The sequence below is a fragment of the Leptospira sp. B5-022 genome, from assembly GCF_000347035.1.
Classification (GTDB): Bacteria; Spirochaetota; Leptospiria; order Leptospirales; family Leptospiraceae; genus Leptospira_B; species Leptospira_B cinconiae.
The window spans coordinates 35,664-60,316 of the sequence record NZ_ANIJ01000022.1; the positions used below are offsets into that span (position 1 = coordinate 35,664).

Below are 24,653 nucleotides of genomic sequence, written 5' to 3' on the forward strand. Positions count from 1 at the left end.
GAGGAACTGTATGGATCCGATTATGGAAAAGGAAACCGCAAAACAAGTTCAACCCGTATATACTACAAAAACTTACAGTTTTATGATCAAGATCGTATTCAAAGCAAGAGGGATCCTTTTTGATGCTTTTGAAGAACATTTTCCTGCAAGTAATCCTAATAAAATTTTAGAAGCCCCCTATCCTTCCATTCTAATGGCAAATCATGTTTGGGAAGGGGATGTCCCGGCTCTGGCGGCAGTCTATCCTCATGTTCATCCATCTATCAAATTTGCGATCCCAGCCAGAGAAGATATTTTGGGAAAAAATTTTTTAATGAAGGAGTTCAAACCGAAGGGACTTCTGAAACTTTTCTTTTTTCTAATAGATAAATCAGGGCTTATTCCTAAATATATGGATTATATCGGCTGTGTTCCGATCAAAAGACCGTTTAGAGATAATGCAAGGGAACTCCTGAAAAAAGGAATGCTCAGAGATATGGTAGACCAGGAATGGAGTTATCTTTCCGATCGGATCTCCGAAGGAAGAAACCTTTTTCTATTTCCGGAAGGGGTTTTTAACCAAGACGGGTATATGGCCCAGATAAAAAAGGGAGTATATTTTCTTAGATCTAAATTCAAAAATTTGAATTTTACATCCTTCACTTTGACCTACGATTATTTCTCCTCCAAAAAGTCGGAACTTCATATTGGCTATGGAGAACAATTCCCTATTCCGGAAAATGCGGATGCGGACCAGGTTTCCGGGATCGTAAAAGAAAAATTAGGAAGCGGATATACGATTACTGCAGGAAATTTAGCTTCGTATATGGTCCTAAAATTCGAAGGCAAAGCGAAAGAAAGTAAGGAAAAATTATTTTCTCTCCTTATATCCTTAGCGGAGAAGATCAGGAATGCTCATCCTGAAATTTATATCTCGGAAAAATTTAAAACGGATGCGTTGAAACATGCATTCGATTCTTTTTTAGAGAAAGCTAAAAAAGGAGGTTTCGTCCGACTAGAGGGAAACGATATCGTTTTCTTGGAAAAATTATTTCAGATCCCCAAAGATCTTCATAATTTAAAGAAAAAAAATCCGGTCTTATATCACAGAAACCAACTCACGTATCATATTCCTAAACTAGATACGGTTTGGTCCACGATCGGCGCCTGAGGAGATACTTTTGGCATTTTGGAAAATATTCGTTTCCCGTAAAACTAGGGTAGAGAACTGGATCACTAAACCCGGAGCCTTGGAAACTAGCATACGTAAAAGTTTACATTTTTTATTTAGATCCAGCTTAGAGGAAATTTTCCCGGAAGATCTTGCCATCTCTCCTTCCGTTTTGGGGCTAGTCCGTCTGCCGGAAGAAAAGTTAAAAGTTTTAGCCGAAGAATTTCCAATAGAAAAAGCGTTCCCCTACACTTCTGCGGATGAGTTCCTATCGGAAGAATCCATGGATTCTATCGTGGAATTTATCGCGGGAACTCAAGCGGCGCCTTCTAAAAATCTGATCCTAGGAATCTTAAATCAGCCGGAAGTCCAAGCGATCTTCTCCCAAGGATTGGAGAAAGTCCTGAATGAATTTCATAAAAAGATAAATCCTTTACATGGTGTATTCCAAGCCGCCGGTCTGGAAAAACAGATCTCTCAATTTTTATCTTCGCTATTACCTACGTTTACGGAAAGAATTGCGGACTTTGTTTCCATCGGTTCCGGAACCCAAGAGATCCAAGCAGTGATCCGAAACACATTGAAAATCCTTTTCCAAACGGGCTTTAACGATCTAGGACGATTGGAAACTTCCAGATTCGGTGCAGGAACGGATCGGATCCGACGAGCGATCGCAAGCGATGAAAAAGTCCGCGGAGCCTTGGAAAATTTATACTCGGTAAGTAGAGATACATTACTGAATCATTATAGAAAAGAAACTTTGAAAGAGTTTATAGGACTTTCCGAACCTGAATTGGATCTATGGATCAGTAAGATCGCGGAAGATACGGCATCTAATATCAGAAAGGTCCACACTAAAAGATCACTCTCTCCTTTAGTTCTAGATCTGCTCTCGGATATTTTGGGATGAAGAAGGTAATATCCACCATCCAAAACGCATTAGAATACCTGGATAAACTGGGACCTCAGAAATCCTTTCAGTTATTCCGTAATCTAGGTTATGAGGCGTTATTTTCCATTTCGGAAAAGGTGGATCATAAGAGGCTTTTATACCTAAGCCAACATCTGAGTGAAAAAGAGATCGTAACCCTTTTACAGTCTATTCAGGAATCCATCTTAGTGGATTTGATCCAAAACACAGTACCTTCCGATCTGGTATACTATGTAAAACACCTCGGCTTGAAAGACCTGCAATTTTTAGCGGAATCCATTTCTCCTTTAGATGTTTCTAAGATCAATAACACGATAGGCTCTAAAACGATCGTAGAGATCTTAACTCATATAGGTCCGGATTCTGCGATCGATTATTTGAATTCTATCGGTATAGATTCTTTCCTGGAACTGACCAAGGCTCTGCCGGTAAAAGATTTTGTTCCTTTAACCAAGGCTTTAACTCCGGAAGAATGTGCCGAGTGGATCCGAAAAAGATCCATTTCGGAGATCCCCGCTTTGTTGAAAGCATTAGGAACTAAAAATGCAGTCGGTCTTTTACAACAGGTGGGCTTTCAAAAGGTAATTTCCATCCTTTCCGTTTTGAACCAGGAAGAACTCGTTCATTTAATCCATACTTTGAACAAAATGAAACTACCTTCGGTCAAAAAACCTGCCGCTAAAAAATCAAAAATCGTTCAAACGAAAAGAATTTCAAAAAGAAAACGTAAAGGTCTTTAGGACTTCTAGTTCGCTTTTTGAGCGGAAATTACTTCTTCCCTACTTTTAGAAAGTCCATCCAATCTTTCCTTTAGCAGTTTCTCATATTCTAGATTGGCATTTTTAGGGTTTTCGCCGACTAACTTTTGATAATTTTCCATTCCATATTTTAGGATCTCCAACATATCGTCGGATCTTTTTAGTTTTGTATTCAGGTAGAAGGACATTTCTTCCTTGGAGACATCCTTTCTTTCTAAAATTTCCCTTTGGATCCTGTAATAACGGTCTTCATTCTCTTTCTTTTTAGCGGATTCTTCTTCCGATAGTTTTTTAGGAATGAGAGAATTGTTCGGAAATTTTTCGGTAAGAGGTTTGAATTTCTCGTAAAGTTGATCGTATAATTTGGCCTTTTCTTCCGGACTTAAACTTTCCAGATAAGATTTTGTTTTACTAGGTTTAGAGCCCGATTCCCCGACGATCGCAACAGGTCCAGATACAGTCTCTTCTACATGTCCCGAAAAATCCAAGAAAGACCCTCCTTCGAATAAGGAGTTTTCTTTTTGAGTCAAGGTCTCCTCCGAGAGACCACCTTGGTAATTTGTATTTTCGTTTGTGGAAGTTCCCGGAAATAGAAGATAAAAAATTCCGATCAAGGAAACAGTAAGTAAAAATAGGATTAAATACGTTCTTTTTTGGTTCATTCAGAATACAAAGGTAAAATCACCTTAAAAATACTGCCACCTTTTTGGTTCGGCTCTAAGATGACTTCTCCTCCCATTTTATTGATCAAGGTACGACTGATGGAAAGCCCGAGTCCGGTGCCCCCCACTGTTCTGTTTCTTTGGTCCGGGACTCGAAAAAATCTTTCAAAGATCAGTTCCTTGTATTTAGGATCTATACCGATCCCGGTGTCAGTAAATCGGACCTCTACTTTTTTATCCGAAATTTTTCTAAGTGAGACGTCGATTCCGCCTTTTTCCGTATATTTTATGGCATTCACGAAAAAATTCGTTATGATCTGTGAAAACTCGAATCTTACTCCTTTTAGTTTTAGACCTTCCGAAAGATTAGTAGTAACCGTTAGTCCGCTTTCGGACGCGGAAGGAGAATTGATATATAATACTTCTTCGATCACAGTCAACGGATCAAATATCTCATACATCTCTTCCGAAGTTTGAGAGTCCTTCTTTTCCAATTGTAGAAGGTTATCTATCAGGAAATTCAACCTTCTTACGTTCTTACGGATTACATCCGTCATTTCCTTCTGATCCTTGTTCAAGGAAAGTTGTTCATCAGCGAACAGAAGGTCAAAATATCCTTGGATATTCGTCATTGGAGATCTAAGTTCATGAGATATATTGGATATGAACTCGTGTTTGATCTTCTCGGATTCCAAAATTAACGCGTTATCGTTTACTTGGATCTGATAGAATCTTTTTGTCTCCGCACTGAAGCCGGTCACACTAAGTCCCACCGAAAATTTTGTCCCGTCTTTTAGGATCAAACCCGCTTCCGGAATGAAAGTCATGTTTTGGTCCTTTCCTCCCGGAGATTTCAGTTCCGTTTGTTCTAAAATATCCGGGAGGACCCTTGCTAACCTTATATTTTTAATCTCGGAGGTTTGGTACCCGGAAACTTCCCTGAACCTTCTGTTGGCATCCACGATCATTCTAGTGTCCGCGTTCACGATGATCATCGCGTCGGTTGCAAACTCGAACATATAACGGTATCTTTCTTCGGTGGTTTGGCGTTTTAGATCGCTTATATCCAACCTAGTTTCCAAAAGATAATTGTCTTCGGAAAGCCTTTTGTTCTTTTCCTCTATGTCGCGGATCTCTTGATTCAAATAATCTAATATTGCGTTCACCGTGGAACGTATAAAAAGGTACGGGCTTTTGGGCAGTTGTGTGTCCAAAGAAACTTCTCTTCTTCCTAAAAAAAGAGAAAGAGCCAATTCTTTCATTTCGGAGACCAGACTTCTGAGAGGAGAAATATCTTTTACAAAATTCCCTAATTTGGTTTTCCCGTTGGAATAATAACTATGATAGAGTTTCGAATTTGTTTGTGTAATCGAAGATGGAAATTTAGGGAAAGGATTGTCGGCAACCGAATGGGCCAGATTTTCCAAGACCTTCTTTCCTCCATCCAAACCCGGAAACGTTTTTCCGTACATTTCCGTCACGAACCGGACATCTTCGAAGGAAGGCATTCCCGATAAAATTTTTCCAAGCTCCGGAACGGGCCTTCTATAAAACCCGTCCAGCTCTCCCGGTCTCCAAGGACAAGGGCCTACCCAATCCGCTACAAACGAATCCCCTTCGTATGCTACGTGATTGGCAAGATCCTCCATTGCCTTTTTGATCGCCCTGGAAACCCTATTTGCTTCCTCCGGAAACTTAGAAGCAAATCTTCCGGTAAATACGAGCATATTCGTAGGAAGATAATATGGAGGGATCTCGTTCTCCACTGTGAGGCAGTAACCCTTCTCCCCAAAAAATGGATACTCCTGGAGAGAAGCGGCAGCTCCCAAACACTCTGCACGGATGAACTCATGAGCGAGTAACGTAGGCCTTGTAGTAAGATAAGGCACCGGTTTTCTGCGATGATAATTTTCGGAGCGAAAAAATTCCTCCGCTACGAATCTATCCAAGGAATAAGGGTGTAAGATGGGTAAAAAACTATGATAGGAATCCCGGATGGACTCCGCTTCCATGTAAGATGCCGAATAAAATCCATGCACCAAACAAGACAGAATGACTCCTCGATAAAAAGTCCAATGAGGAGAGGTTTTTCGTAGTTGTTGGTCCATCCATGCCGTGAAAGGAATTTCTCCGGCTTCTGCCCGGCCTTCTCTCAAGTGAGCAAGAACTGCTTCGTAACTTTTGAGTGCACGGACTCTGACGAGTACGTCTTCTTCCTCAAAGTATCCCCGACTAAAAGCTAGAAATACCGGAAATGCTGTGAGTCTTGGTGTTGTGACTATCTCTATTTCTATCACGCCCGTCTATCGTTCTTAGGCCGCGGGTTTTTTCAAGAAACCCTTGGATTTCCTTTCTAAAACCTGCAAAAAAGACTAAACGGATCCTGGTTTTCTTCCGAGAGACATAATAAGGACGTGAAGATTAGCCATTTCGGCATAGGTAGGAACTCCTGAGGATTGTATGAAGTTAGATGATTTAGAATCTTATCGTAGAATTGTCTCCAGAATGGAAGAAATCCAGGGAATTACCGAGAGATTTCAGCCAAGATCTCCTGCTCAGGAAGGAGATCCTACACCTAAGAAGATCGAGTCAGAATTCTCCCAAGAACTGGACGCCAAAATGAAGGGAATTTTCTCCCAAGAGAACGATCCAATTCCTAGGGACCTAACTAGTATTATAGAAAGGGAATCCTATAAAAATCATCTGGACCCGAATCTCGTCAAGTCTGTGATCAAGGCGGAGTCCAATTTTAGACCGAATGCCGTTTCTTCGAAAGGCGCGATCGGTCTTATGCAACTTATGCCTGGCACGGCGGACATTTTAGGAGTGGAGAATCCTTTTGATCCGGAAGAAAATATTGCCGGTGGGACCAAGTTTCTCGCGGATATGATGAAGAAGTTCGGAAATACGGATATGGCGCTTGCGGCTTATAACGCCGGACCAGGTGCCGTCCAAAAATACGAAGGGATCCCTCCATACAAGGAAACGAAAGATTACGTAAAAAAAGTGAATCGTTTCTGGAAAGGGAAATATTAAAAAAGGTTTAATAATACTTTTTTAATTCTCCGAACAGACAGGAGGTTAATTCGGAACAACTTACCATTTTGTCCGGCTGGAGACATACCTGCATTTTATCGAAATGTTTTCTGCAACCTCTTAAACAGGAGTTTTCCACCTTATACAATTGGTCTTCCGAAGTTTGGGGATATTCCTTTTTCGTACATTTCGCAAGATTATCGCAATAATCCAGGCAGATCTCTTTTCCTTCCCATTCCATTCCCGACTGGACCACAGTTCCTCTGGAATATTTAAAAGCGATAAACGTGCCCACGGCCAGACCCAAAACAAAAATGGGAAGATAGGGGAAAATTTTTCTGAAAGAGATTGGGCTCATCGACTCTCCGATTCGGAATTCTTATTCCAAGAAGGCTCATAAAAATAGATCAATTCTTTTCCTTGGTTTGGGCCCAGGAGTTCCTGCAGGGTGACATCTCTTTTCCAAACAGTTTGGGTCTGAATAAGTCGGTATCCGGAAGGGATCCGGATCGGCTCCTGGAAAAAGACTAGGTATCTCTTCCCATCCACACAATTTCGATCCGCACCTGGAACGGAATGGATGATATCGGCTCCTGGAAGTGCGTTCCTAAAAGTAAGCGCTGTCCAAGGATTTTCCGAAACGATGCAGATCTGTTTTGCGCTTGTGAAAGGTCCCTTTTCCGGCACCTCGCTTAGGTTCACTCTGGGAAGAATAGAAAATTGGATATAAGAGAGTAAGCCCGCTGCGAGCACCAGATTCAGGACAACAATGGAAGGAACTCCTAATCTTTGCGATCGAACCCTTCTTCCCCATACAAAAATCAAAAGTAAAAATGCAGTGAATACAAATTCCGCCAAGATACTTTGGCCCAATAGAACCCCGAAACCCCACATGCCAACCAGGATCAAAACCCCGATCCCGAACGAGAAAAAGAAATTCAGAAACAATATTTTCGAGAATTGATATTCCTTTTTTCTAATGAAGAATAATCCGATTCCCAAAAAAGCCAAAGGGATCAAAGGAAGAAGGTAATAAAAATCCTTACGGTTTGGTGCCAGGTGAACCAAGCAGACGGTAAGAATTGCCCAGAGGTAGGAACTCCCGATCGTTTCTCTTACAGATTTCGGCTTTTGGAATAATTTAGAAGAGAATCCGGAAAAAACGGCCAAACTAAAAGGAAAACTATAAAGTAAGAATCCGAGCGGGATAATCCACTCAGATTGGTTAGCTGTGGAAGCTGAAAATTTTCCGAGATTCTCCGTGAAGAAGAAGATCGTTAGGAATTCTTTCCCCAATTCCGAATAGGAAAGAAGGACAAGTATCCAAATTGCAGGAATGATCAAGGAAGAAAAATGGAAGATGAGATGAGAAAGGAGTTCCTTTCCTATTCTTTTCTTACCTGCCCATTCCCCATTTGGGTGAAGCAGAAAAATTCCGATTACGGAATAGGAACCTAAAATAATTCCGGAATAAACTTGGAACACGGGACCTTTGACCAAAATTGCAATTCCGGAGAAGAGGCCTCCCATAAATAACCAGATTCGTTTCTTAGTAAGTCTGAATTCTAAGATCGTGATCGAGACCAAAATGATGAAAAATGTCAATAAGGACTCCATCATCACCAATCTGGAAAATTTGAACACTCCCAAGGTTAGAGTGTAAGCTGCAGAAATTGTGAACGCTTGTTTAGAACGCCCACCTGCCCTTCTAATTCCTAAGTAAATTAGGACGGAAGATCCGAAAAAAAGTAGAAAAGAAGGAAATCTTTCCGCAAAAAAACTGACACCCAAAAGTCTGTCCGAAAAAATTCCGAGCCAAAATAACGCGGGCGGTTTGTAGAGATTTAAAACACCTTCAAATTTAGGGAAAAGATAGGAAGAAGAAGTTAAACTTTCTCGGATTGTGGCGATATGCATCGCTTCGTCACCTTGGGTCAAGATCGTATTTCCACCGGATCCGGGAAGGAGGAGGAATACGTTTAACAAAATGAGCAAAAAAATAAATAATTTATCCTCATTTAAGCTTTTTTTAAAAAACGAATTCCAAACCATAAATTTGAAGAAAGTTCCCTTTTTTCGAAGTTTCAGATCGAAACAGATCGATAAGTCCACATGTAATCGTTTACTTACTTATCGCCATACTGCGAAAATAAACGGAACAAGCAAGAGTAAAGTTGATCTAAAAAGTAAAAATGCGCTTGGCTGATTAGTCAAAGGTCGGGATACATCCTATATAGGCAGTTAGATGGTTCGAACCCCTAAAAAGAAGGTCAAAAAAACGAAAGCATCCAAGGCAGGTGCACACGGTTCTCATAAGGGCCCTAAAAAAAGGGACCGAAAAGCAACCGAGACTGCTTTGATGAGAGCTGGGATACAAGTTTTTGCCAAAAAAGGTTATGATGCAGCTACCACTAAGGATATCGCCAAGACAGCGGGAGCAAACGAGGCGCTTATCATGCGTTACTTCGGCGGAAAAAAAGGACTTTTAGAAGCTATCCTAACGCGAACCGATGACCTGGGCGATTCTACCGTAGGAAAGAAAGAAGTAGAAACCAAGCCGGAACTTCATTTGGATGAGGCCTTGGTCGAGTCCATCATGGAAAGATGTTCCGATTTCAAACATTATTCCGACTTCATGAAAGTTGCAGTCAGTAGGATCATCCTAGATCCGGACGTTAGTAGGATTATCCAGACTAAAATTTATACCAAGGCTCTCCCTGAAATGATCCATGAGCTGGAAAAATTTAAGAAGGGAGGAGAGATCGACCCTAAAGCGGACCTGAAATCGGTTGCATTCGGGATTTCTTCTTTGACCTTTGCGTTAGGATTTATGGCCCAGGTAGTTTATAAAATTCCGGAATCGGAAATCAAGGCCACTATTAAAGAGATGGTGAGGATCCTACAGAAAGGCCTAAAACCGGACTCCAAATAAAAAAGCCGAGACCAATATTAAAGGCCTCGGCTTTCTTCGGAAAAGTTTTACTTTTTGCCGCCGATCAGATTCAAAGCACTTCCCGCCTTAAACCATTCAATCTGCTGTGCATTATAAGTGTGGTTCACTTTAAATTCATCCTTACTTCCGTCTTTATGATGTAAAACTAAAGTCAGAGGAGTTCCTTCTTTAAAATCGGTAAGTCCGATAATGTCGATCTTATCGTCTTCCTGGATCTTATCGTAATCCGCTTTATCCGCAAAAGTCAGAGCAAGCATTCCTTGTTTTTTCAAGTTTGTCTCATGAATACGAGCGAATGATTTTACAAGCACTGCTCTTACTCCCAAGAATCTTGGCTCCATAGCAGCGTGTTCTCTGGAAGAACCTTCTCCATAATTCTCGTCTCCAACCACTATGGAGCCGATCCCTTTCGCTTTGTACTGGCGTTGTACTTTTGGGACCTCATCGTAAGATCCATCCAGCTGATTTTTCACGCTATTGATCTTCTCGTTGAAGATGTTCGTAGCTCCTATCAAAAGGTTATTGGAAATATTATCCAAATGTCCTCTGAATTTCAACCAAGGACCTGCCATAGAGATATGATCGGTCGTACATTTTCCTTTTACTTTGATGAGAAGGTTCAAACCTTTTAGATCCGTACCTTCCCATTTAATGAAAGGAGCAAGTAATTGTAGACGATTTGATTTCGGATCCACAACCACTTGTACGTTAGAACCGTCGGCCGCAGGTGCTTGGTAACCGGGATCTTTCACATCGAATCCTTTTTTAGGAAGTTCGTCTCCATTCGGAGGATCTAATTTAACCTTCTCCCCTTTTTCATTGGTAAGAGTGTCGTTGTTCGGATCGAAAGTAAGATCTCCAGCAATCGCAAGTGCAGTCACAAGCTCTGGAGAAGCTACGAATGCAAAAGTGTTCGGGTTCCCATCGTTCCTAGATTGGAAGTTGCGGTTAAAAGAGTGAACAATTGTGTTTTTCTCCTTCTTCTCCGCTCCTACCCTGGACCACATTCCGATACAAGGACCACAAGCGTTTGCAAAAACTTTTGCCCCGATCTTTTCGAAAATTTTAATATACCCGTCTCTTTCTATCGTAAAACGAACGAGCTCGGAACCGGGAGTGATCGTAAACTCAGCCTTTGGCTTTAAGGATTTTTCCGCAGCCTGGTTCGCAAGAGAAGCAGCGCGAGCGATGTCCTCGTATGAAGAGTTAGTGCAGGAACCGATCAGACCAACTTCTACTTTAGTAGGCCATCCGTTTTTCTTAGCTTCTTCTTTCATTTTAGAAATAGGAGTCGCCAAGTCGGGAGTGAAAGGTCCGTTCAAGTGAGGCTCCAACTCGGAAAGGTTGATCTCGATCACTTGGTCGAAGAATTTGTCAGGGTTAGTGTATACTTCCGGGTCTGCGGTGAGGTGTTCCTTCACCCCGTTCGCCAGATCCGCGATATCCGCTCTTGCGGTAGAGCGAAGGTATCTTTCCATGGACTCGTCATAAGCGAAAGTGGAGGTAGTTGCTCCGATTTCCGCCCCCATATTACAGATAGTACCTTTTCCGGTACAGGAAAGAGATGAAGCTCCTTCACCGAAATATTCTACAATTGCCCCTGTTCCACCTTTTACGGTGAGAATCCCCGCTACCTTTAAGATAACGTCTTTTGCAGAAGTCCAGCCGTTGAGTTTTCCGGTCAGTTTCACTCCGATCAATTTAGGCCATTTGAGCTCCCAAGGAAGACCAGCCATCACGTCACAAGCGTCCGCTCCCCCGACCCCAATCGCAACCATTCCCAATCCACCGGCATTCACCGTATGTGAGTCGGTGCCGATCATCATTCCCCCAGGGAATGCATAATTTTCTAATACTACTTGGTGGATAATACCAGCTCCCGGTTTCCAGAATCCGATCCCATACTTGTTGGAAACGGAAGAAAGAAAGTCGTAAACTTCCTTGTTTTCGGTGGAGGCAGTCGCTAAGTCCTCGGAGGAACCGATTTTCGCAGTGATCAAGTGGTCACAGTGCACAGTGGAAGGAACTGCTACCTTACTTCTACCTGCTGACATAAATTGTAATAAGGCCATCTGCGCAGTTGCGTCCTGCATTGCGACTCGGTCCGGGGCAAAATCAACGTAAGACTTTCCTCTCTCGAAATTGGAGGAGGGAGTTCCTTCCCAGAGGTGGGAGTAAAGAATTTTTTCGGTCAGAGTGAGAGGTCTGCCGACCACTTCTCTGGCTTTTTTAACCAGGGTCCCGAGTTTTTCATACCGGGCACGAATCATATCTATATCAAATGCCATTGTCATCTCCGATGATGGTTTCATCGTCTCTTAGGGTCGGGGTGCTTGTATAGGATTTTTCCGCCAAAAGGACAATTTTAAAAATACGGAATATCCGTTTACTATTTAATTAGACGGAGAATGTGGAGAAGTGTCTGGAGTTCCTACCAGAGATTGGGAGAAAGCAGAAAAGGGAGATCACTCCCCTTTCACTTGACGATTTGGATATCCACTCGTCTATTTTTTTCCGGACTCTGCCCCTTCCTTTCGGAAGAAGAAACTATCTGAGAACCTTTTGCTTCCAAAATGAAACGAGAAGTTTCCAAACCATTGCCCAATAAATAATCCCTAACCATTTCCGCTCTGAGCTGGGAAACTTTCAAATTCACCTCTTCGGTTCCTTCGGAAGAAGCGTGTCCAATCAACACGACCTTCACTCCCGAATTTCTTTTAAGAAGAAGAGTAAGGGAATCCAGGATCCTTCTCTGTGACTGAGGCACCTTTATATCATTTTTATCGAAAAGGATCGGGGAAGATTGGATTTTAGAAACAAGCTCCCCGTCCTTCCCAGGAAGATCCGCAGGTTCATGTTTCTGAGAGAAGAAGCCAAAAATATTTCCCTTTTCCGAAGAAGGACTCTCTTTCTTCTCAGCCGGTTGCTTAGATTTACTTTCTTTAATTTCTTCGGTATGACTAATAGATCTCTTTCCATTGTTTCGGAATGCAAAATAGATTCCTATTCCAAACCCTGCTAGAATAAGAAGAGAGAGGACGAGAACAGGAATTTGATTCTGCTTTTTTGCCTGGCCTGCCGAAGGAGTCGGAATATATCCTCTGTATGATGCTTCTGTGTGCTGAGAACTCATGAGACTAATCGCTTCATCATGAGAAGTGTATTCTTCTTCTTGAGGGGAGGATTTAGTATGAGAAGATTTTTCTGCGGCCCACTTGCGGATCTCTGTGCGAAACCATTCATCCGCTTTTGTAGTAAATTGAAAATTCTCACGGACATATTCCATCGTTTTCTTTTCGATATCCGTGTAGGTATTATTATCCTTTACAGCATTAAGCAGTTTCTTTGCATCCGCGATTGAGATCCGGCCGTCTTTTTTACCTGAGGTAGCCTTCTCGGCTAATTCGATGAGGCCTCGATCATATTTTTTGCCTTTTATAGTGACGTAATAATTCTGCTTCTTAGTCATATTCTCCGTCCACACTATATAGGCCTGGGATCTTTTCAGTCGACGAACCCTTTTTCGGGTAAATCGAATCTTAAGTTAATTTGATAGACAATCCGTGCAACAAAAGTTTTGCGAGGCCTATATTCATTATCGAACCGTCTATGACTCTTTCTTGATTCGAAATGAAGTCGGAGAAGAATAAAATCCTGTGTTTTTAAATTTCTCGCCAATATGGGCTAACTTCCGAGAGGGAGTTCCTTCCCAAAAGTACCATTAAAAGACGATCCAATCCGATCGAAATTCCGGAACATTCCGGAATACCTCTTTCCAATGCATGAAGGAACCCCTCATGAACAGGAAAAACTTCCTTACCCAACTTTCTTCTCAGTTCTTGCTCTTTTTCAAAACGCGTTCTCTGTTCCACCGGGTCTAAAAGTTCGTAAAACGCGTTAGCTAATTCTATTTTTCCGAAATACAATTCAAATCTTTTTGCTACTCCATCTTCAATTCTGGAAAGAGCGGCCATTTCAGGAGGATAGTCATAAATGAATTGAAATTCCGAAGTGAAGTTCGGCTCTAATAAGTTTAAGAATATTAGAAAAAAACAGTCTTCATATTCCATGGCGTCGAAAGAAAGATTCGTAAGGGATAATTCGGTTATTTTTCGCTCCAATGAGTTTCTATCCCAAGGTATTCCTGCCCTCTGGGAGAGGAGTTCCTTCACTGATTCTCTTTGGAATTGTTTTTCCGGAAGGGGAAGGGTCAACTTGCAAGCTACCCACCGAATCAATTCTTCCAAAAGGTCCATTGCTTGGTGTAAATCTATATTTGTCTGGTAGAATTCCAGCATCAGGAACTCCGCGGTATGGAAGGAACTCCCCTTCTCCCCTGACCGAAACGTATGTGCGATTTCGTAAACCTTTTCCGCGCCTAAAGATAAAGCTTGTTTGAGCGAATATTCCGGGGAGGTAATTAAGTACCCTTTCTCCTCTCCAGAAGGAGATCCTACCATAAATGGATCCAAATAAGGCTCCATTCCAGGGATTTTTTTTAAAGATGGTGTATCAATCTCAAGGAATCCTTTTTCATGAAAAAAAGTTCTCGTAGCATGTAAAAATTTGGATCGAAATGACAATATTTCTAAACTGTTCAGATTCATCTTTGAATACGATTGTTCAAAATAGTAAACTAATCCTTTAGAAAGGGAACCGATTGTGGAGTATATCCGAAAATACAGCTACTTTGAAATAAGGAAAAAGACCAAAGCCGTGGAGATTGAGCCACTCGTTGCTGAAGTTAACGACCAAGTATTGAACGAGTTGAATTCTGTCTTAGCCATGGCTTTTTATGAAACAAATCGACATGTAAAATTGGAAATTTCAAAATTCGACACCTTGCCATTTACAGTAATAGAAAAATTGATTAAATATGCTCTAGATCTGAGAGAAAAAAACCGAGTATTAATTCTTTCCAAACCGAAACCTCCGATTCGGAAATACATTAAAACTTTTTCTTTAGAAGAATTAATTCTGATCCTCTGACCTTCTCCTTCTTTCAGGAACATTCCAAGCGTGAAAGGTCAATTTCAATCCGAGATTTCCAAGAAGTAACAGTGTCCGTGCACTTAATGCCGTTTCTTCCAAACTACCATTATTAAATTCAACGGAACAATAAAGTACGACTGCATGTTTTTCGCAAAAACTTTGAAATTCCTTGCGACGAGGAGCTATTCTTTCCAATAATTCTCGGATATGGTCTTCCAATGGGGAACTTGCATCTCTTTTCGAATGAATTTGCCATAGTGAGGAGGTGATCGATTTTCCGGAAATGGCAGGAACTCCTCTATTCACTGACAAGTCCGGTCGGATTCCCAAAGTTCTGGTTACTTCGTGAACATCCAATCCAGGCTCCGAAACCGCAATAAGAGCCCAGCTTCGTGGAAAAGAAGGATTACTAATTTTCATAAACTGCCCAAAATCGGACTTTTCACATCGTTAAATCGAAATTCTTTGGAATTGCCATTAAAGCCAAATCTCAGGACGTCCAAAAACGCCAAACATATAGCATTTTCCGAATTTTTGTTTTCCAATCAATACATTTAAAATCCCATTTTTTGCTATGTTACAATTTTGGTGGGAATAATATGTTGTAATGAGGTTAAATTTAACATCCAATACATCTGAGGCGCTTATGAAGAATATTCTGGTAATTGAAGATGATCCGGACATCGGGAATTTGATACGAAAGTCATTGGATTCTGCTCATTACCGAACAACAATTCAAACTTCTGGCGAAGAGGGGCTAAAATACTATAAAGCAAACCACCCTGACCTCTTGATTTTAGATCTTTCTTTGCCTGACATCGACGGGATGGATGTATGTCGAACCGTCCGAAGATCTGATGAAAATACTCCAATTTTTATCGTTACCGCTCGAAATGAAGAAATCGATAGAATAATGGGGCTCGAGTTGGGAGCTGATGACTATATCACCAAGCCTTTCTCGGTAAGGGAATTAAAAACCAGAGTAGATGTATTCTTCCGCAGGTGGGATAAAAAAGCGGGAATTAAACCAAATATCGGAAGCGGCGGAGAAATCATCAGAGGTTCTCTGAAAATCGATCCAGTGCGCCGAAGGGTCACCTTGAAAGACCAAGTGATCAATATTTCGCGAAAGGAATTTGATATTTTACAGCTGATGGCAACTTCTCCAGGCAAAGTTTTCTCACGAGAAATGATCTTAGAAGCTGTTTGGGGAATGGAATGGGATGGATTTGAAAGAATGATCGATTCCCATATCAAAAGGATTCGTTCTAAGTTAGAGAAAAATTCTGCCCAACCGGAATGGATAGAAACAATATGGGGTATAGGTTATAGATTTACCGATAACTATGAGGGGATTGTAATAATCGATTAGATTTTTTCCCACATATCGTAGAGAATCCGCTCTAAAACTTTTAAGAGCGGATTCATTAAAGGGAGTTCCTTCCTAAAACAATCTCCATCATCCTCAGAAATTATAAATCCTTCAAAAAAATCCGCTCATCCTTTCCATTTCGAGACCAGTCTTTTTTATGGAAAAATTAAAACCTGTTTTTCACCGCTCCTTTTCCCAGAACATTTCTTTAGGAAATATAGTTCAAAAAAAGCGTAAAGTCTCTACGCTTCTAATTCCTCCATATTTATCGAAATATGTTCGTAAACATGGGATTAGCAATTTGCTAAGAAAGACACTTGCAAGACAGCAAAAATGTTTTCATTCGAATAAACGTATTAATTCCGAATCCATATATACCAAATATCAGAACGTTCGGGGAAGATCGAAAGAGAATGGATATGTAGAGTTCAACTTCAGGCCAAGGCCGGAAGATTGGACTCAACTTCGAAGTCTCGCCATTAGTCACGGAGTTTCAATGTGCTATTTATTTGTGTTACTACTGGAAGAATATAAATCGAAAGGTTTTTCAAATCCAGAAAAAATGATTTGGCAAGTAAAAGCCGCGATACATGCAAATTTTAATTCAAAGATCTTCTTTCGAGAATTATGGATTTTAGAATATCAATCAGCAAATTCAGATTTTAGAGTAAAGATCCTCATGGGCCAAAAATTGCATAAAACATAAGTTATTATTTAACAATTCTATTCTAAATTAAAAATTATTTAAAAGATTTTCAGCAGAGATCGCAAATTGCAAATCAAAGCTGGACAATCCCTTCAAGGTGTGGGTGTATAGTTCCACTCTAACGGAACGATAGGAAAAGAAAATTTCCGGATGGTGATCCATTTCGTTAGCTAGATTTGCTAACGCTTTTATGATTTTGATTCCGTCAAGATATTGAGATAAATCATATACTCTAACAATTCTCGGAACTATATCTCCGGTTGCTATCTCCCAAGTTGCGGGGAGTTCCTTCCTAATTTGCTCTATCGAAAGCGAAATTGGAGAATTATCCATAAAAACCTCGGAATCAAAGGACTTTTTTCAAGGCTTGCTTGATCTTCTCCGCATCATCGATTGCACCATTTGAAAGAGATCCTGCACGTGCCATTAAATTGACAGCTCCGTCCATTCTGGCTTTTAACTCTTCTATTTTATGCAGTTGATCATTCAAAAAGGCGAGTTTAGACTCGATTTCCATTTCCTTCCTCTCCAGAAGTAGTTTGTAATTCTCTAACTCCTGAATTTTTTTGCGGGTTTTTTTAGCCTCACTGTCCACATCTTTACGATAATATTTCTCTAACTCTTTCTCAGCTTGTGCGTGACGATCAGCCTCTGCCTTGAATTCTCGTTTTAGGTGTTTCAGTGCCTGACGATACGCTCTGTTGTATATTCTTTGTCTTTGTGTTCTTCTTATCTTAGCTATTTTAGATAAAAAATTCATGTGCCATCCACCTTTTACCTTGCATATACCGGAATGGTTTTCGCTTCAATTTATATCCGTTTGGTGGTTAGACCTAATATATCGACTTATTTATCCCTACGGTCAAATTTAAAGTCCTTAATTTTTGCAATTGTATGAATTCAAGATGTAAAATTCTTGAAATTGATAAGCTATACTAACATAAAAGTATATGGAGGGCGTTCTTATGTCTAAAGGTGATAATCTAAGCGAAGAACTCCAAATTTTGAAAGATAAGGCCAAACAAATCACAGGTAAGGCCCGGGAGGAATACTTGGAACATGTATCTGATCTTAAGGAAAAGTTAAAGCAAGTAACTGGTGAAACCAGCGAAAAGGCCAAACAAATTATCGATCAAACGGGAACTTATATCAAAGAAAACCCACAGAAAGCAACTTTGATCGGACTAGGAGTCGGAGTCGGGATAGGCGTGATCATTGGTATGCTTATCGGTCGAAAAAAGTAATACGGAAATAGTCCATTGGCCGCTAAAAAAAAGGATTCGGAAGAAATTCCTTACGAAAAAAGTGAAAAGCAGGAAGGAACTTCATTTTCAAGTTTCGAATTGAAGGAACACCTTCTCGCTTTTATCAATTCGATCTCAGAATATTTCGAAACTCTTCTTCTTCTCGCAAAAAAAATTGCAACGGAAAAGATTGTATTAGGCATTCAAGCCTATATATTCTTCAGGTTCGCTCTTTTCTTTATAAGTTTAAGTGCTTTATTCTTTTTGGCTGCTTTTTTCCTCTTTTTGCAGAGACAATTTGCAGGAGATCCGTTACCTGCAGCTTTAGGGACTGGAGGTCTTTGTCTTTTCATCTCTCTAATAGGCATTTTCGCTCTTGTCCGGAAAGTTAGAGCGTAAAGAGTGAAGGAACTCCCGCCGTATGCGTAAGCGAAAATCCAAAGAAAATCTAATCTTCTCCCTAAATCCCCTTTCCGGAGAAGATTACGCTCCCTGGAAAGACCCTTCCAAAATGAACAAGGAAGAACTCAGACTCTATCTACAGATCAAAAAATTACAGGTACAACTAAGTTTCGAAAAATTACAATCTTCCATTAGTTATACTGGAATGATAATCGAGGCCTTCCAAAGTCTCGGGCTTCAAGATTGGGTCCTAAAATTGCTAAACCAACAAGTCGAGGATACTTCAGAGTAAGTCTGGAGTTCCTACCACTCTATTTCACCTCTCTAATCTGGATCGTCTCCACCCTATCCGCACCTGCAATAATATCCGACAAGATCACCACCTGGTCCCCATCCTTCACTCGACCGCTCGACTTTAAGGTCTCAATTGCCAGTTTAATCGTTTTTTCAGGGTCACTGGAAAAATCGATTCGATAAGGGATTACACTTCGAGTTAACCAAAGTTTACGTCGAACCGTAGTCATATTAGTGAAAGCATAGATGAGTGGGAACCTAGGATGGAAGGAAGCCACATTCAAAGCGGTAGTTCCTCTCCGGGTAATCACTATAATGGCAGGAGATTTGATGGAATCGGAAAGCATAGCCGCAGATTTGGCCATTTCTTCCTTCTTGTTGGAAGGAACTCTTTCCAAAACGTATCCAAGCCCTGGCGCCTTCTCCACTCTTTCCGAGATCTTATGCAGCATATCCACACAACGGACCGGAAATTTTCCTGCCGCGGTTTCACCAGACAACATAATTGCATCAGCTTCTTCAAAAACTGCGTTGGCAACATCCGTGACTTCTGCTCGAGTAGGAGAAGGATTATTGATCATGGACTCGAGAAGGTGAGTTGCAACGATCACTCGTTTACCTTTGATCGCACATTCTCGAATAATGGAACGTTGGATCAAGGGAAGTTCCTCGATGGGAAGTTCCACTCCAAGATCCCCCCTTGCTACCATCACACCATCTGCGGCTTCCACGATTTCCACCATGTTTTTCACTGCTTCTTGGTCTTCAATCTTGGCGATAATGTCCGTATGACCGTTATTATCTTCGATAATCTTGCGGAGTTGATGGATATCTTCCGCGGAACGGACGAATGAAAGTGCAATAAAATCCACATCTTCTTCCAGACCGAAAAGAATGTCCTTTTGGTCCTTTTGAGTGATCGACGGTAGATTTACACGGATCCCCGGAAGATTGATATGTTTACGAGAGCCTAGTTTACCGCCATCTACGACTTTACATTTGAGAGCTGTTTCTTGGATCTCTTCCACCACAAGATTGATCAAACCGTTATCTACGGTGACCCTGTCTCCGATCTTCAGATCTTTTACGATATCGCGATAATTTACGAAAACGGATTGTTCTTCGGACTCTTCTCCCGGGATAATATGGAAGGTAAAAGATTCTCCCACTTTCAGATCCAAATGATCTACTTGCAAATCCCCCGTACGGATTTCAGGACCTTGGGTATCCAATAGAATAGCGATCGGATGTTTTAATACATCTTTATTCAAAGATTTAATGGCACGGATAACCGATCTATGAAAGTCGTGATTTCCGTGGGACATGTTCAATCTGGCGATATTCATCCCCGCTTCCGCAAGGGATTGGATCATTTTTTTATCGGCCGTTGCAGGGCCGATCGTGCATATAATTTTAGTTTTTCTGAAATTAACTAATTCATTTTTCATGTATATTCGGTTTTATTAAAATTGCTCCAATGATCCGAGCTCAAATTTTAGGAAGGGTTCTGTTCAGAAAATCTTCTAAAGAAATATAAAAGTCGAACTTTTCCTGTTCCGGCATGCCCGCATTTTTCTGCTCGTCCACGATCCTCTTCGCTTTATCCAGCAAGGCCTTTCCGTTCTTTTTCAGGAACCTTCTCGAAATAAGGATCGGAAAAGAATACTGCTCTTCCTGATTTCTAACCATAAAGGAATGGATTTCCTTTTTTGCATTCTTTTTCAGGAAGTTGATCAGAGTATTTTCGTCCATATCTCCGCCTAAAGCTTGTAAGAGATATTCCCTGTCCGGAAGTTCGTCCTGACTCCAAGCATGGTCCAAAACATCCAAAACTGCGGAAAGATTTCGTTTGATCTCTGCCTCTTGCTCCGAGCTCAATCCGGAACTTCTTGCAGGAGCGCCCGACTCGGAATTCGCAACGACGGCTACAGCTCTCGCCTTTGCAGTCGCCTCGGCAGCTTCTCTGTCCTTTACTCTTTTTTCGGCAAGCTTGACCTTTTCTTCCTGGGCAACCTTGGTCCTCGCTTCCAGGATCTTTTTATTCTGCTCCGCAGCGAGCCTTGCTCTGATCTCTTCCGCTTCAAATCTATGAACTACATTATTATTCCCGAAAAGAGATCTGAAAAATCTGGTGATAAAAGGAAGATATTTAAAAAGAGAAGAATATTCCAACTTCTCAAATTGAGAACTTGCCTCTTTGGACTCCATCATGTCCCGGATATTCATTTTTGCCAAAACACGGATCTCACTATCGTTCCCGGTAGCAGTAAAAACCCTTTTAGCAGTCTCGACCGCCCCGCTGATACATTCCTTATGAAGAACAAATATATATAGCCCCTTCTTATCCGCAAAATCAGCGTTCAAGATCATATCATGGTTGATGATCAGATTTTTGACTTCTTCTTCGATCGGTTCCCCCCGGAAGCGAAGATAATTCAGATCCACTAATCGATTTGCGGATTTAATATAGTCGAGTAACTCGGAAAGTTTGGCCTTTTTCTCTTCCTTCTCCTTTTTCTCCTTTTCCTCTTCTTCAAAATGGATGAGAGAAAGAAGTTCTTCGACTGCTGTTTTTTGGTCACCGTAAGCAGGGCTTAAAAAAGGAAGGACTTGTCCTGCAATAGAACGAGTATTCTGAAGATCATGTTCGGAAAAATTGCCTAGTACACCAATCCTTTGTAATTCCGGAATGATCCTTTCGTTCAGATATTTTTTATAAGCATCCAATCTCGCAATGATCTCGTCCTGAACATTATAATAAAAAACGGAACGGTTCCCGGGACTCAGAGCATTTTCGTTTCTAAAAAAATAAAGAATTCGGGAATCCACCAGCTTTTTGAGTACCGGCTTTAAATGAATATTGATCGTGGTTTGTTTCAAAACAGGAGTAACGTCAAAATTATCCTGAAACAGATTCCCTATCTCGGAAGAAGCATAGGTCTCGCTTAATTTATTATTATCAATACAGTCAAAGATCCATTTCTGGAAGCTCTCCTTCCCTGGGAATTGCCTCTTCTCCTTTACCCACCTTTGGATGGAACTGAAAGAAGTTTGGTTCACTCCGTCCACGTATCTATGGCTAGAACCTGCATCCGTTTGAGAAGGCCTAGCAAAAACGGTGATCAATCTTAGAAAAGAAGCGATCCTTCCGTCGGATGAATCTCCGGTAGGATTATAATCCACCATGCAGATCTTTTTTACGATAGGGGGATTTTGGCGTGCACTCATCTCTCTAAGATAAGCGTTTACCCTTTCCTTATCCAATGTCAGTTCTCTTGCGAGCTGTTCCGCACTGGGAAGAATTTTATTCGCTACAAACTTTTCCGTCCAATCGCCAATGATCAGTACTAATTTATGAATTCCCTTGTACTGGAAATCCCCTCTGGCCTCTAACGCTTGGGTTAACTGTAAAGCCGAGTTATAATCCGCTACCTTGAGTTCCGGAGATTGGGGATCCAGCATGAGTCATCCTCTTTGACTAGAGTAGGTTTTTCCGATACATCAATTCCGCGTTTAAAATCGCGGCACCGGCAGCCCCACGGACCGTATTATGACTTAGGACAACATATTTCCAATCGAAAATCGGATCAGGTCTAAGTCTTCCCACTACGGTAGTCATCCCTCTCCCTGTTTCCAGGTCCAAACGAGGCTGGGGTCTGTCTTCTTCTTGACGATAAAGAATCGGAAAATCCGGAGCGAGAGGCAACTTTAATTCTTGAGGCTCACCCTTAAAAGAAGACCAGGCTTCTAAAATTTCGGACTCTGTCGGCTTCTTCTTGAATTTTACGGAAACACAAACCGTATGCCCGTCAAAAACAGGGACTCGATTGCAATGAGCGGAAATTTTAAAATCCGCGAGTACGATCTTACCACCTTCTGTCTTTCCCAGACATTTCAACGGTTCGATCTCCGCCTTATCTTCTTCTCCACCGATAAAAGGGACTACGTTTCCTAAAATATCCATGGTAGGAACTCCTGGATAACCGGCTCCGGAGATAGCCTGCATGGAGAATAACATAACGGACTCAATACCGAATTTTTCGTAGAGAGGTTTAAGAGAGATGGTGACTCCCATGATCGTACAATTGGAGTTAGTCACGATCTTTCCCGGAGTTTTTTGGCTGGAGAGTACATCCAAATGGTTCGCGTTCACTTCCGCAGAAAGAAGAGGAACGTTTTCGACCATTCTATGATTTTTAGAATTGGAAATAATATGGATACCGGCTTCGGCAAAAGAAGTTTCCACCTCTCCTGCGATAGAAGCGTCCAAACCGGAAAAAGCCAATTTAGCACCTTGGGTAATCTTTGGGTCCGGCAAAGTGATAATTATGTCACGAGCATATTTAGGGATCTCTCCCGAGATCTTCCAACGCTTCTTCATGACTTCCGCATATGTTTTGCCTGCGCTATTCTCGGATGCGCATAGATGGGTTACCTGAAAATAAGGATGGTTTTCCAAAAGTTGGATAAACCTTTGCCCGACGGAGCCGGTGGCTCCCAAAACAGCTACGTTAATTTTGCTCATAGAACTTATTGACCGCTCGCGAACTCAAAGCCCGCTATTATTGTTTTTTTCTATTTTTTTCCGAGACCACGGACTGTCATTCGACAAATTTAGCGATGAGCGCTGCATACTTAGAATTCATCTTTTGAGTTCCGGCATACGTAAGATGATGAAAGTCCCAAAAATCAGTCGAAGGCAGAGTCCGGCTTAGATCCACAAAATTGTCCCCGCCTCCGCTGATTTCTTTCAGATAAGACAAATGCTCTTTATACCATTCCGAATTCCCATACCAGGAAAGGCTTACCGGGTTTTCAGGATTGTTTATTAAGAGAAACGGCAAATCCTTCTCTTTGAAAAAAGAAATGAGCTTCTTCATATAACGAAAATGAAGAATAGGACGGAACTTCTCCTTTGCGATCTTCTTCTTAGAGTCCGCGAGCACCTGAATGTACTGTAATCCCGGTCTTTTTTTTAGGTCTGTCAGAAGACGAAAATAAAAATATTCCTCATATTCCTTATCGGACATCCCTAGAAAGCGTAGGTCTTCCAACCTTTCTTCTCGAACCGGCTTTCTATCCAAAATCGAAAGATCATCTTCTTTCCCGAAAATCTGTTGGAGCCTTATTCCGAGAACATCCCGAGCCCAATCTTTATGCTCCGCTCCCGCAAAATATGGGATCCAAGTATTGGAAAGTTCCGCCCGGATCCAGTTTTCCTTCTCCCCTTGATTCAAAAATCTAGGATCCAGAAGAATTTTTTTCCAACCTGGACTCGTAAACTCCAAGGTTTGTTTTACGGTATGAGAAGAATTTTCCAAGTCCAGGATGAGCTTTCCGTCCTTCAGGACTTCTTCCACTACCTGGATATAAAAACCTTTGCGAGCCATATAAGGTTTCGGCTGGAAAGAAAAAACTTTCCCGGTCCATCCTCGGAACGTCACTTTTTCCGGAATATCCACACCATTGTATTCCCTAAAGCTGGTGTTCCTACCAAAACGATGCTCATAAAGAGAAGAAGAAATTTTCCAATAAATTTCCTTATAACGATACGAACCGAAGAGTGAAGCCGCTAGATATTCCGAACTTTTCTCCAATCCGATCAAATCCCAAAACTCCACGAGCGTTTCCCAAGGAAAAATGATCTTAGATTGAGGAGCATCCCTAAAATCCAAGGCATCCAGAATGAGCTTGGATTCTTCCGCAGTTTCGTTTTTACCGTTCTTCGGATCCAGAACATAGGTCCTATACAATCTCCAATCCACAAAGTTTACCGGATACACCACAAGATCCGGAGACAAACTTAGGAATTGGTTCTTCATCAAGTACACATCCAAAGGGGGCATACCCGCGTAAGATAAAAAGACGACGTCCAAATCTTTTCCGGTGATCTTACGAAGCTCTTTCTCTAGATCCTTGGGATTAATGGAATAACCCGTAACGCTGGAACCTATTACTAATACGCGGAATTTCTGCTTCGAAATCTTTTCGAAAGATTTAAACTCGTGTAAAAAATTATAAAAATAATCCGCGCCCCAAGAAGATTCGTTAGGCAAGAGCCAAAACGTGTATCGAAACAAGAAGAAGTCCAAAAAAAATACGGAGATCGCAACGGAAAATAAGATCGTTAACTTGGAACGGAACACAGCTCCA

General features: G+C 41.3%; 24 protein-coding genes. 10 read left to right on the forward strand and 14 right to left on the reverse strand.

The genetic code is table 11. The features are described 5' to 3' along the window. The first annotated feature begins 10 nt into the window (after window positions 1–10). From LEP1GSC192_RS10475 to LEP1GSC192_RS10485, 3 genes are read left to right on the forward strand one after another with little or no spacing between them, the layout of a single operon-like run. Window positions 11–1,150, forward strand: coding sequence for a 1-acyl-sn-glycerol-3-phosphate acyltransferase (locus LEP1GSC192_RS10475; protein WP_020770012.1), 1,140 nt, complete (start codon window positions 11–13; stop codon window positions 1,148–1,150). A gap of 10 nt (window positions 1,151–1,160) precedes the next feature. Continuing rightward, window positions 1,161–2,060 carry a hypothetical protein gene (locus tag LEP1GSC192_RS10480; RefSeq protein WP_020770172.1) on the forward strand — a complete coding sequence of 300 codons (900 nt, stop codon included), beginning with the start codon at window positions 1,161–1,163 and terminating at the stop codon, window positions 2,058–2,060. Beyond that, window positions 2,057–2,821, forward strand: a complete 765-nt coding sequence (locus tag LEP1GSC192_RS10485) for a hypothetical protein (RefSeq protein ID WP_020769955.1) — start codon at window positions 2,057–2,059, stop codon at window positions 2,819–2,821. The genes LEP1GSC192_RS10480 and LEP1GSC192_RS10485 overlap by 4 nt, the downstream gene beginning before the upstream one ends. A gap of 5 nt (window positions 2,822–2,826) precedes the next feature. Here LEP1GSC192_RS10485 and LEP1GSC192_RS10490 read toward each other — a convergent pair whose 3' ends face one another. Both LEP1GSC192_RS10490 and LEP1GSC192_RS10495 read right to left on the reverse strand, forming a co-directional pair. After that, a complete protein-coding gene (locus tag LEP1GSC192_RS10490; protein WP_020769932.1) occupies window positions 2,827–3,501 on the reverse strand; it encodes a hypothetical protein in 675 nt (224 codons plus the stop codon). Continuing rightward, the gene (locus tag LEP1GSC192_RS10495; RefSeq protein WP_020769963.1) at window positions 3,498–5,798 is read right to left on the reverse strand and encodes a cell wall metabolism sensor histidine kinase WalK; all 2,301 of its coding nucleotides are present in this window, start codon (window positions 5,796–5,798) and stop codon (window positions 3,498–3,500) included. The genes LEP1GSC192_RS10490 and LEP1GSC192_RS10495 overlap by 4 nt, the downstream gene beginning before the upstream one ends. A gap of 163 nt (window positions 5,799–5,961) precedes the next feature. On the opposite strand from LEP1GSC192_RS10495, the gene LEP1GSC192_RS10500 reads away from it, so the two are divergent. Further along, complete coding sequence (locus LEP1GSC192_RS10500; RefSeq protein WP_020769931.1) at window positions 5,962–6,537, forward strand: lytic transglycosylase domain-containing protein; 576 nt, start codon at window positions 5,962–5,964, stop codon at window positions 6,535–6,537. Window positions 6,538–6,544: 7 nt separating this feature from the next. On the opposite strand, the gene LEP1GSC192_RS10505 is transcribed toward LEP1GSC192_RS10500, so the two are convergent. Continuing rightward, window positions 6,545–6,895, reverse strand: a complete 351-nt coding sequence (locus LEP1GSC192_RS10505; protein WP_020770147.1) for a Cys-rich protein — start codon at window positions 6,893–6,895, stop codon at window positions 6,545–6,547. Then, window positions 6,892–8,532, reverse strand: coding sequence for a glycosyltransferase family 39 protein (locus tag LEP1GSC192_RS10510; protein WP_232421005.1), 1,641 nt, complete (start codon window positions 8,530–8,532; stop codon window positions 6,892–6,894). The genes LEP1GSC192_RS10505 and LEP1GSC192_RS10510 overlap by 4 nt, the downstream gene beginning before the upstream one ends. A gap of 250 nt (window positions 8,533–8,782) precedes the next feature. Here LEP1GSC192_RS10510 and LEP1GSC192_RS10515 point away from each other — a divergent pair, with 250 nt between their 5' ends. Next, a complete protein-coding gene (locus LEP1GSC192_RS10515) occupies window positions 8,783–9,469 on the forward strand; it encodes a TetR/AcrR family transcriptional regulator (protein ID WP_020770030.1) in 687 nt (228 codons plus the stop codon). Between the two features lie 47 nt (window positions 9,470–9,516). Here the strand turns inward: LEP1GSC192_RS10515 and LEP1GSC192_RS10520 are convergent, their stop codons facing one another. The 4 genes from LEP1GSC192_RS10520 to LEP1GSC192_RS10540 all read right to left on the reverse strand — a co-directional run bounded on the left by LEP1GSC192_RS10520 (window position 9,517) and on the right by LEP1GSC192_RS10540 (window position 14,902). Then, on the reverse strand, window positions 9,517–11,778 hold the full coding sequence (locus LEP1GSC192_RS10520; RefSeq protein WP_020770014.1) for an aconitate hydratase: 2,262 nt from the start codon (window positions 11,776–11,778) through the stop codon (window positions 9,517–9,519). A 188-nt stretch (window positions 11,779–11,966) separates the two neighbouring features. After that, window positions 11,967–12,959, reverse strand: coding sequence for an OmpA family protein (locus LEP1GSC192_RS10525; protein ID WP_020770088.1), 993 nt, complete (start codon window positions 12,957–12,959; stop codon window positions 11,967–11,969). A gap of 193 nt (window positions 12,960–13,152) precedes the next feature. Then, window positions 13,153–14,097 carry an EF-P lysine aminoacylase EpmA gene (gene epmA / locus LEP1GSC192_RS10530; RefSeq protein ID WP_020770151.1) on the reverse strand — a complete coding sequence of 315 codons (945 nt, stop codon included), beginning with the start codon at window positions 14,095–14,097 and terminating at the stop codon, window positions 13,153–13,155. Window positions 14,098–14,461: 364 nt separating this feature from the next. Continuing rightward, window positions 14,462–14,902 carry a DUF4279 domain-containing protein gene (locus tag LEP1GSC192_RS10540; protein ID WP_020770002.1) on the reverse strand — a complete coding sequence of 147 codons (441 nt, stop codon included), beginning with the start codon at window positions 14,900–14,902 and terminating at the stop codon, window positions 14,462–14,464. A gap of 226 nt (window positions 14,903–15,128) precedes the next feature. Here LEP1GSC192_RS10540 and LEP1GSC192_RS10545 point away from each other — a divergent pair, with 226 nt between their 5' ends. Then, a complete protein-coding gene (locus tag LEP1GSC192_RS10545) occupies window positions 15,129–15,854 on the forward strand; it encodes a response regulator transcription factor (RefSeq protein ID WP_008588853.1) in 726 nt (241 codons plus the stop codon). Window positions 15,855–16,011: 157 nt separating this feature from the next. Beyond that, window positions 16,012–16,560: a DUF1564 family protein gene (locus LEP1GSC192_RS10550; protein WP_020770116.1), complete on the forward strand. Its 549-nt coding sequence runs from the start codon at window positions 16,012–16,014 to the stop codon at window positions 16,558–16,560. Between the two features lie 27 nt (window positions 16,561–16,587). Here LEP1GSC192_RS10550 and LEP1GSC192_RS20200 read toward each other — a convergent pair whose 3' ends face one another. Together LEP1GSC192_RS20200 and LEP1GSC192_RS10560 are read right to left on the reverse strand one after the other, a co-directional pair. Then, on the reverse strand, window positions 16,588–16,893 hold the full coding sequence (locus LEP1GSC192_RS20200) for a 4a-hydroxytetrahydrobiopterin dehydratase (protein WP_036089758.1): 306 nt from the start codon (window positions 16,891–16,893) through the stop codon (window positions 16,588–16,590). A 13-nt stretch (window positions 16,894–16,906) separates the two neighbouring features. Beyond that, window positions 16,907–17,320 (reverse strand): hypothetical protein, encoded by a 414-nt coding sequence (locus LEP1GSC192_RS10560; protein ID WP_020769974.1) that lies wholly within the window; start codon window positions 17,318–17,320, stop codon window positions 16,907–16,909. 205 nt (window positions 17,321–17,525) lie between these two features. On the opposite strand from LEP1GSC192_RS10560, the gene LEP1GSC192_RS10565 reads away from it, so the two are divergent. The 3 genes from LEP1GSC192_RS10565 to LEP1GSC192_RS10575 are packed head-to-tail and all read left to right on the forward strand — an operon-like array spanning window position 17,526 to window position 18,498. Then, a complete protein-coding gene (locus LEP1GSC192_RS10565; protein WP_020770038.1) occupies window positions 17,526–17,804 on the forward strand; it encodes a DUF883 family protein in 279 nt (92 codons plus the stop codon). 15 nt (window positions 17,805–17,819) lie between these two features. Further along, window positions 17,820–18,203: a hypothetical protein gene (locus LEP1GSC192_RS10570; RefSeq protein WP_020770095.1), complete on the forward strand. Its 384-nt coding sequence runs from the start codon at window positions 17,820–17,822 to the stop codon at window positions 18,201–18,203. Window positions 18,204–18,225: 22 nt separating this feature from the next. Continuing rightward, window positions 18,226–18,498, forward strand: coding sequence for a hypothetical protein (locus LEP1GSC192_RS10575; RefSeq protein ID WP_020770153.1), 273 nt, complete (start codon window positions 18,226–18,228; stop codon window positions 18,496–18,498). Between the two features lie 19 nt (window positions 18,499–18,517). Here the strand turns inward: LEP1GSC192_RS10575 and pyk are convergent, their stop codons facing one another. From pyk to LEP1GSC192_RS10595, 4 genes are all read right to left on the reverse strand, one after another. Next, on the reverse strand, window positions 18,518–19,948 hold the full coding sequence (gene pyk / locus LEP1GSC192_RS10580) for a pyruvate kinase (RefSeq protein ID WP_020769945.1): 1,431 nt from the start codon (window positions 19,946–19,948) through the stop codon (window positions 18,518–18,520). Between the two features lie 40 nt (window positions 19,949–19,988). Further along, complete coding sequence (locus tag LEP1GSC192_RS10585; protein WP_020770009.1) at window positions 19,989–21,962, reverse strand: hypothetical protein; 1,974 nt, start codon at window positions 21,960–21,962, stop codon at window positions 19,989–19,991. Between the two features lie 16 nt (window positions 21,963–21,978). Beyond that, window positions 21,979–23,025, reverse strand: coding sequence for an aspartate-semialdehyde dehydrogenase (gene asd, locus LEP1GSC192_RS10590; RefSeq protein WP_020770022.1), 1,047 nt, complete (start codon window positions 23,023–23,025; stop codon window positions 21,979–21,981). A gap of 76 nt (window positions 23,026–23,101) precedes the next feature. Then, window positions 23,102–24,646, reverse strand: a complete 1,545-nt coding sequence (locus LEP1GSC192_RS10595; protein WP_020769964.1) for a hypothetical protein — start codon at window positions 24,644–24,646, stop codon at window positions 23,102–23,104. Between the last annotated feature and the right edge of the window lie 7 nt (window positions 24,647–24,653).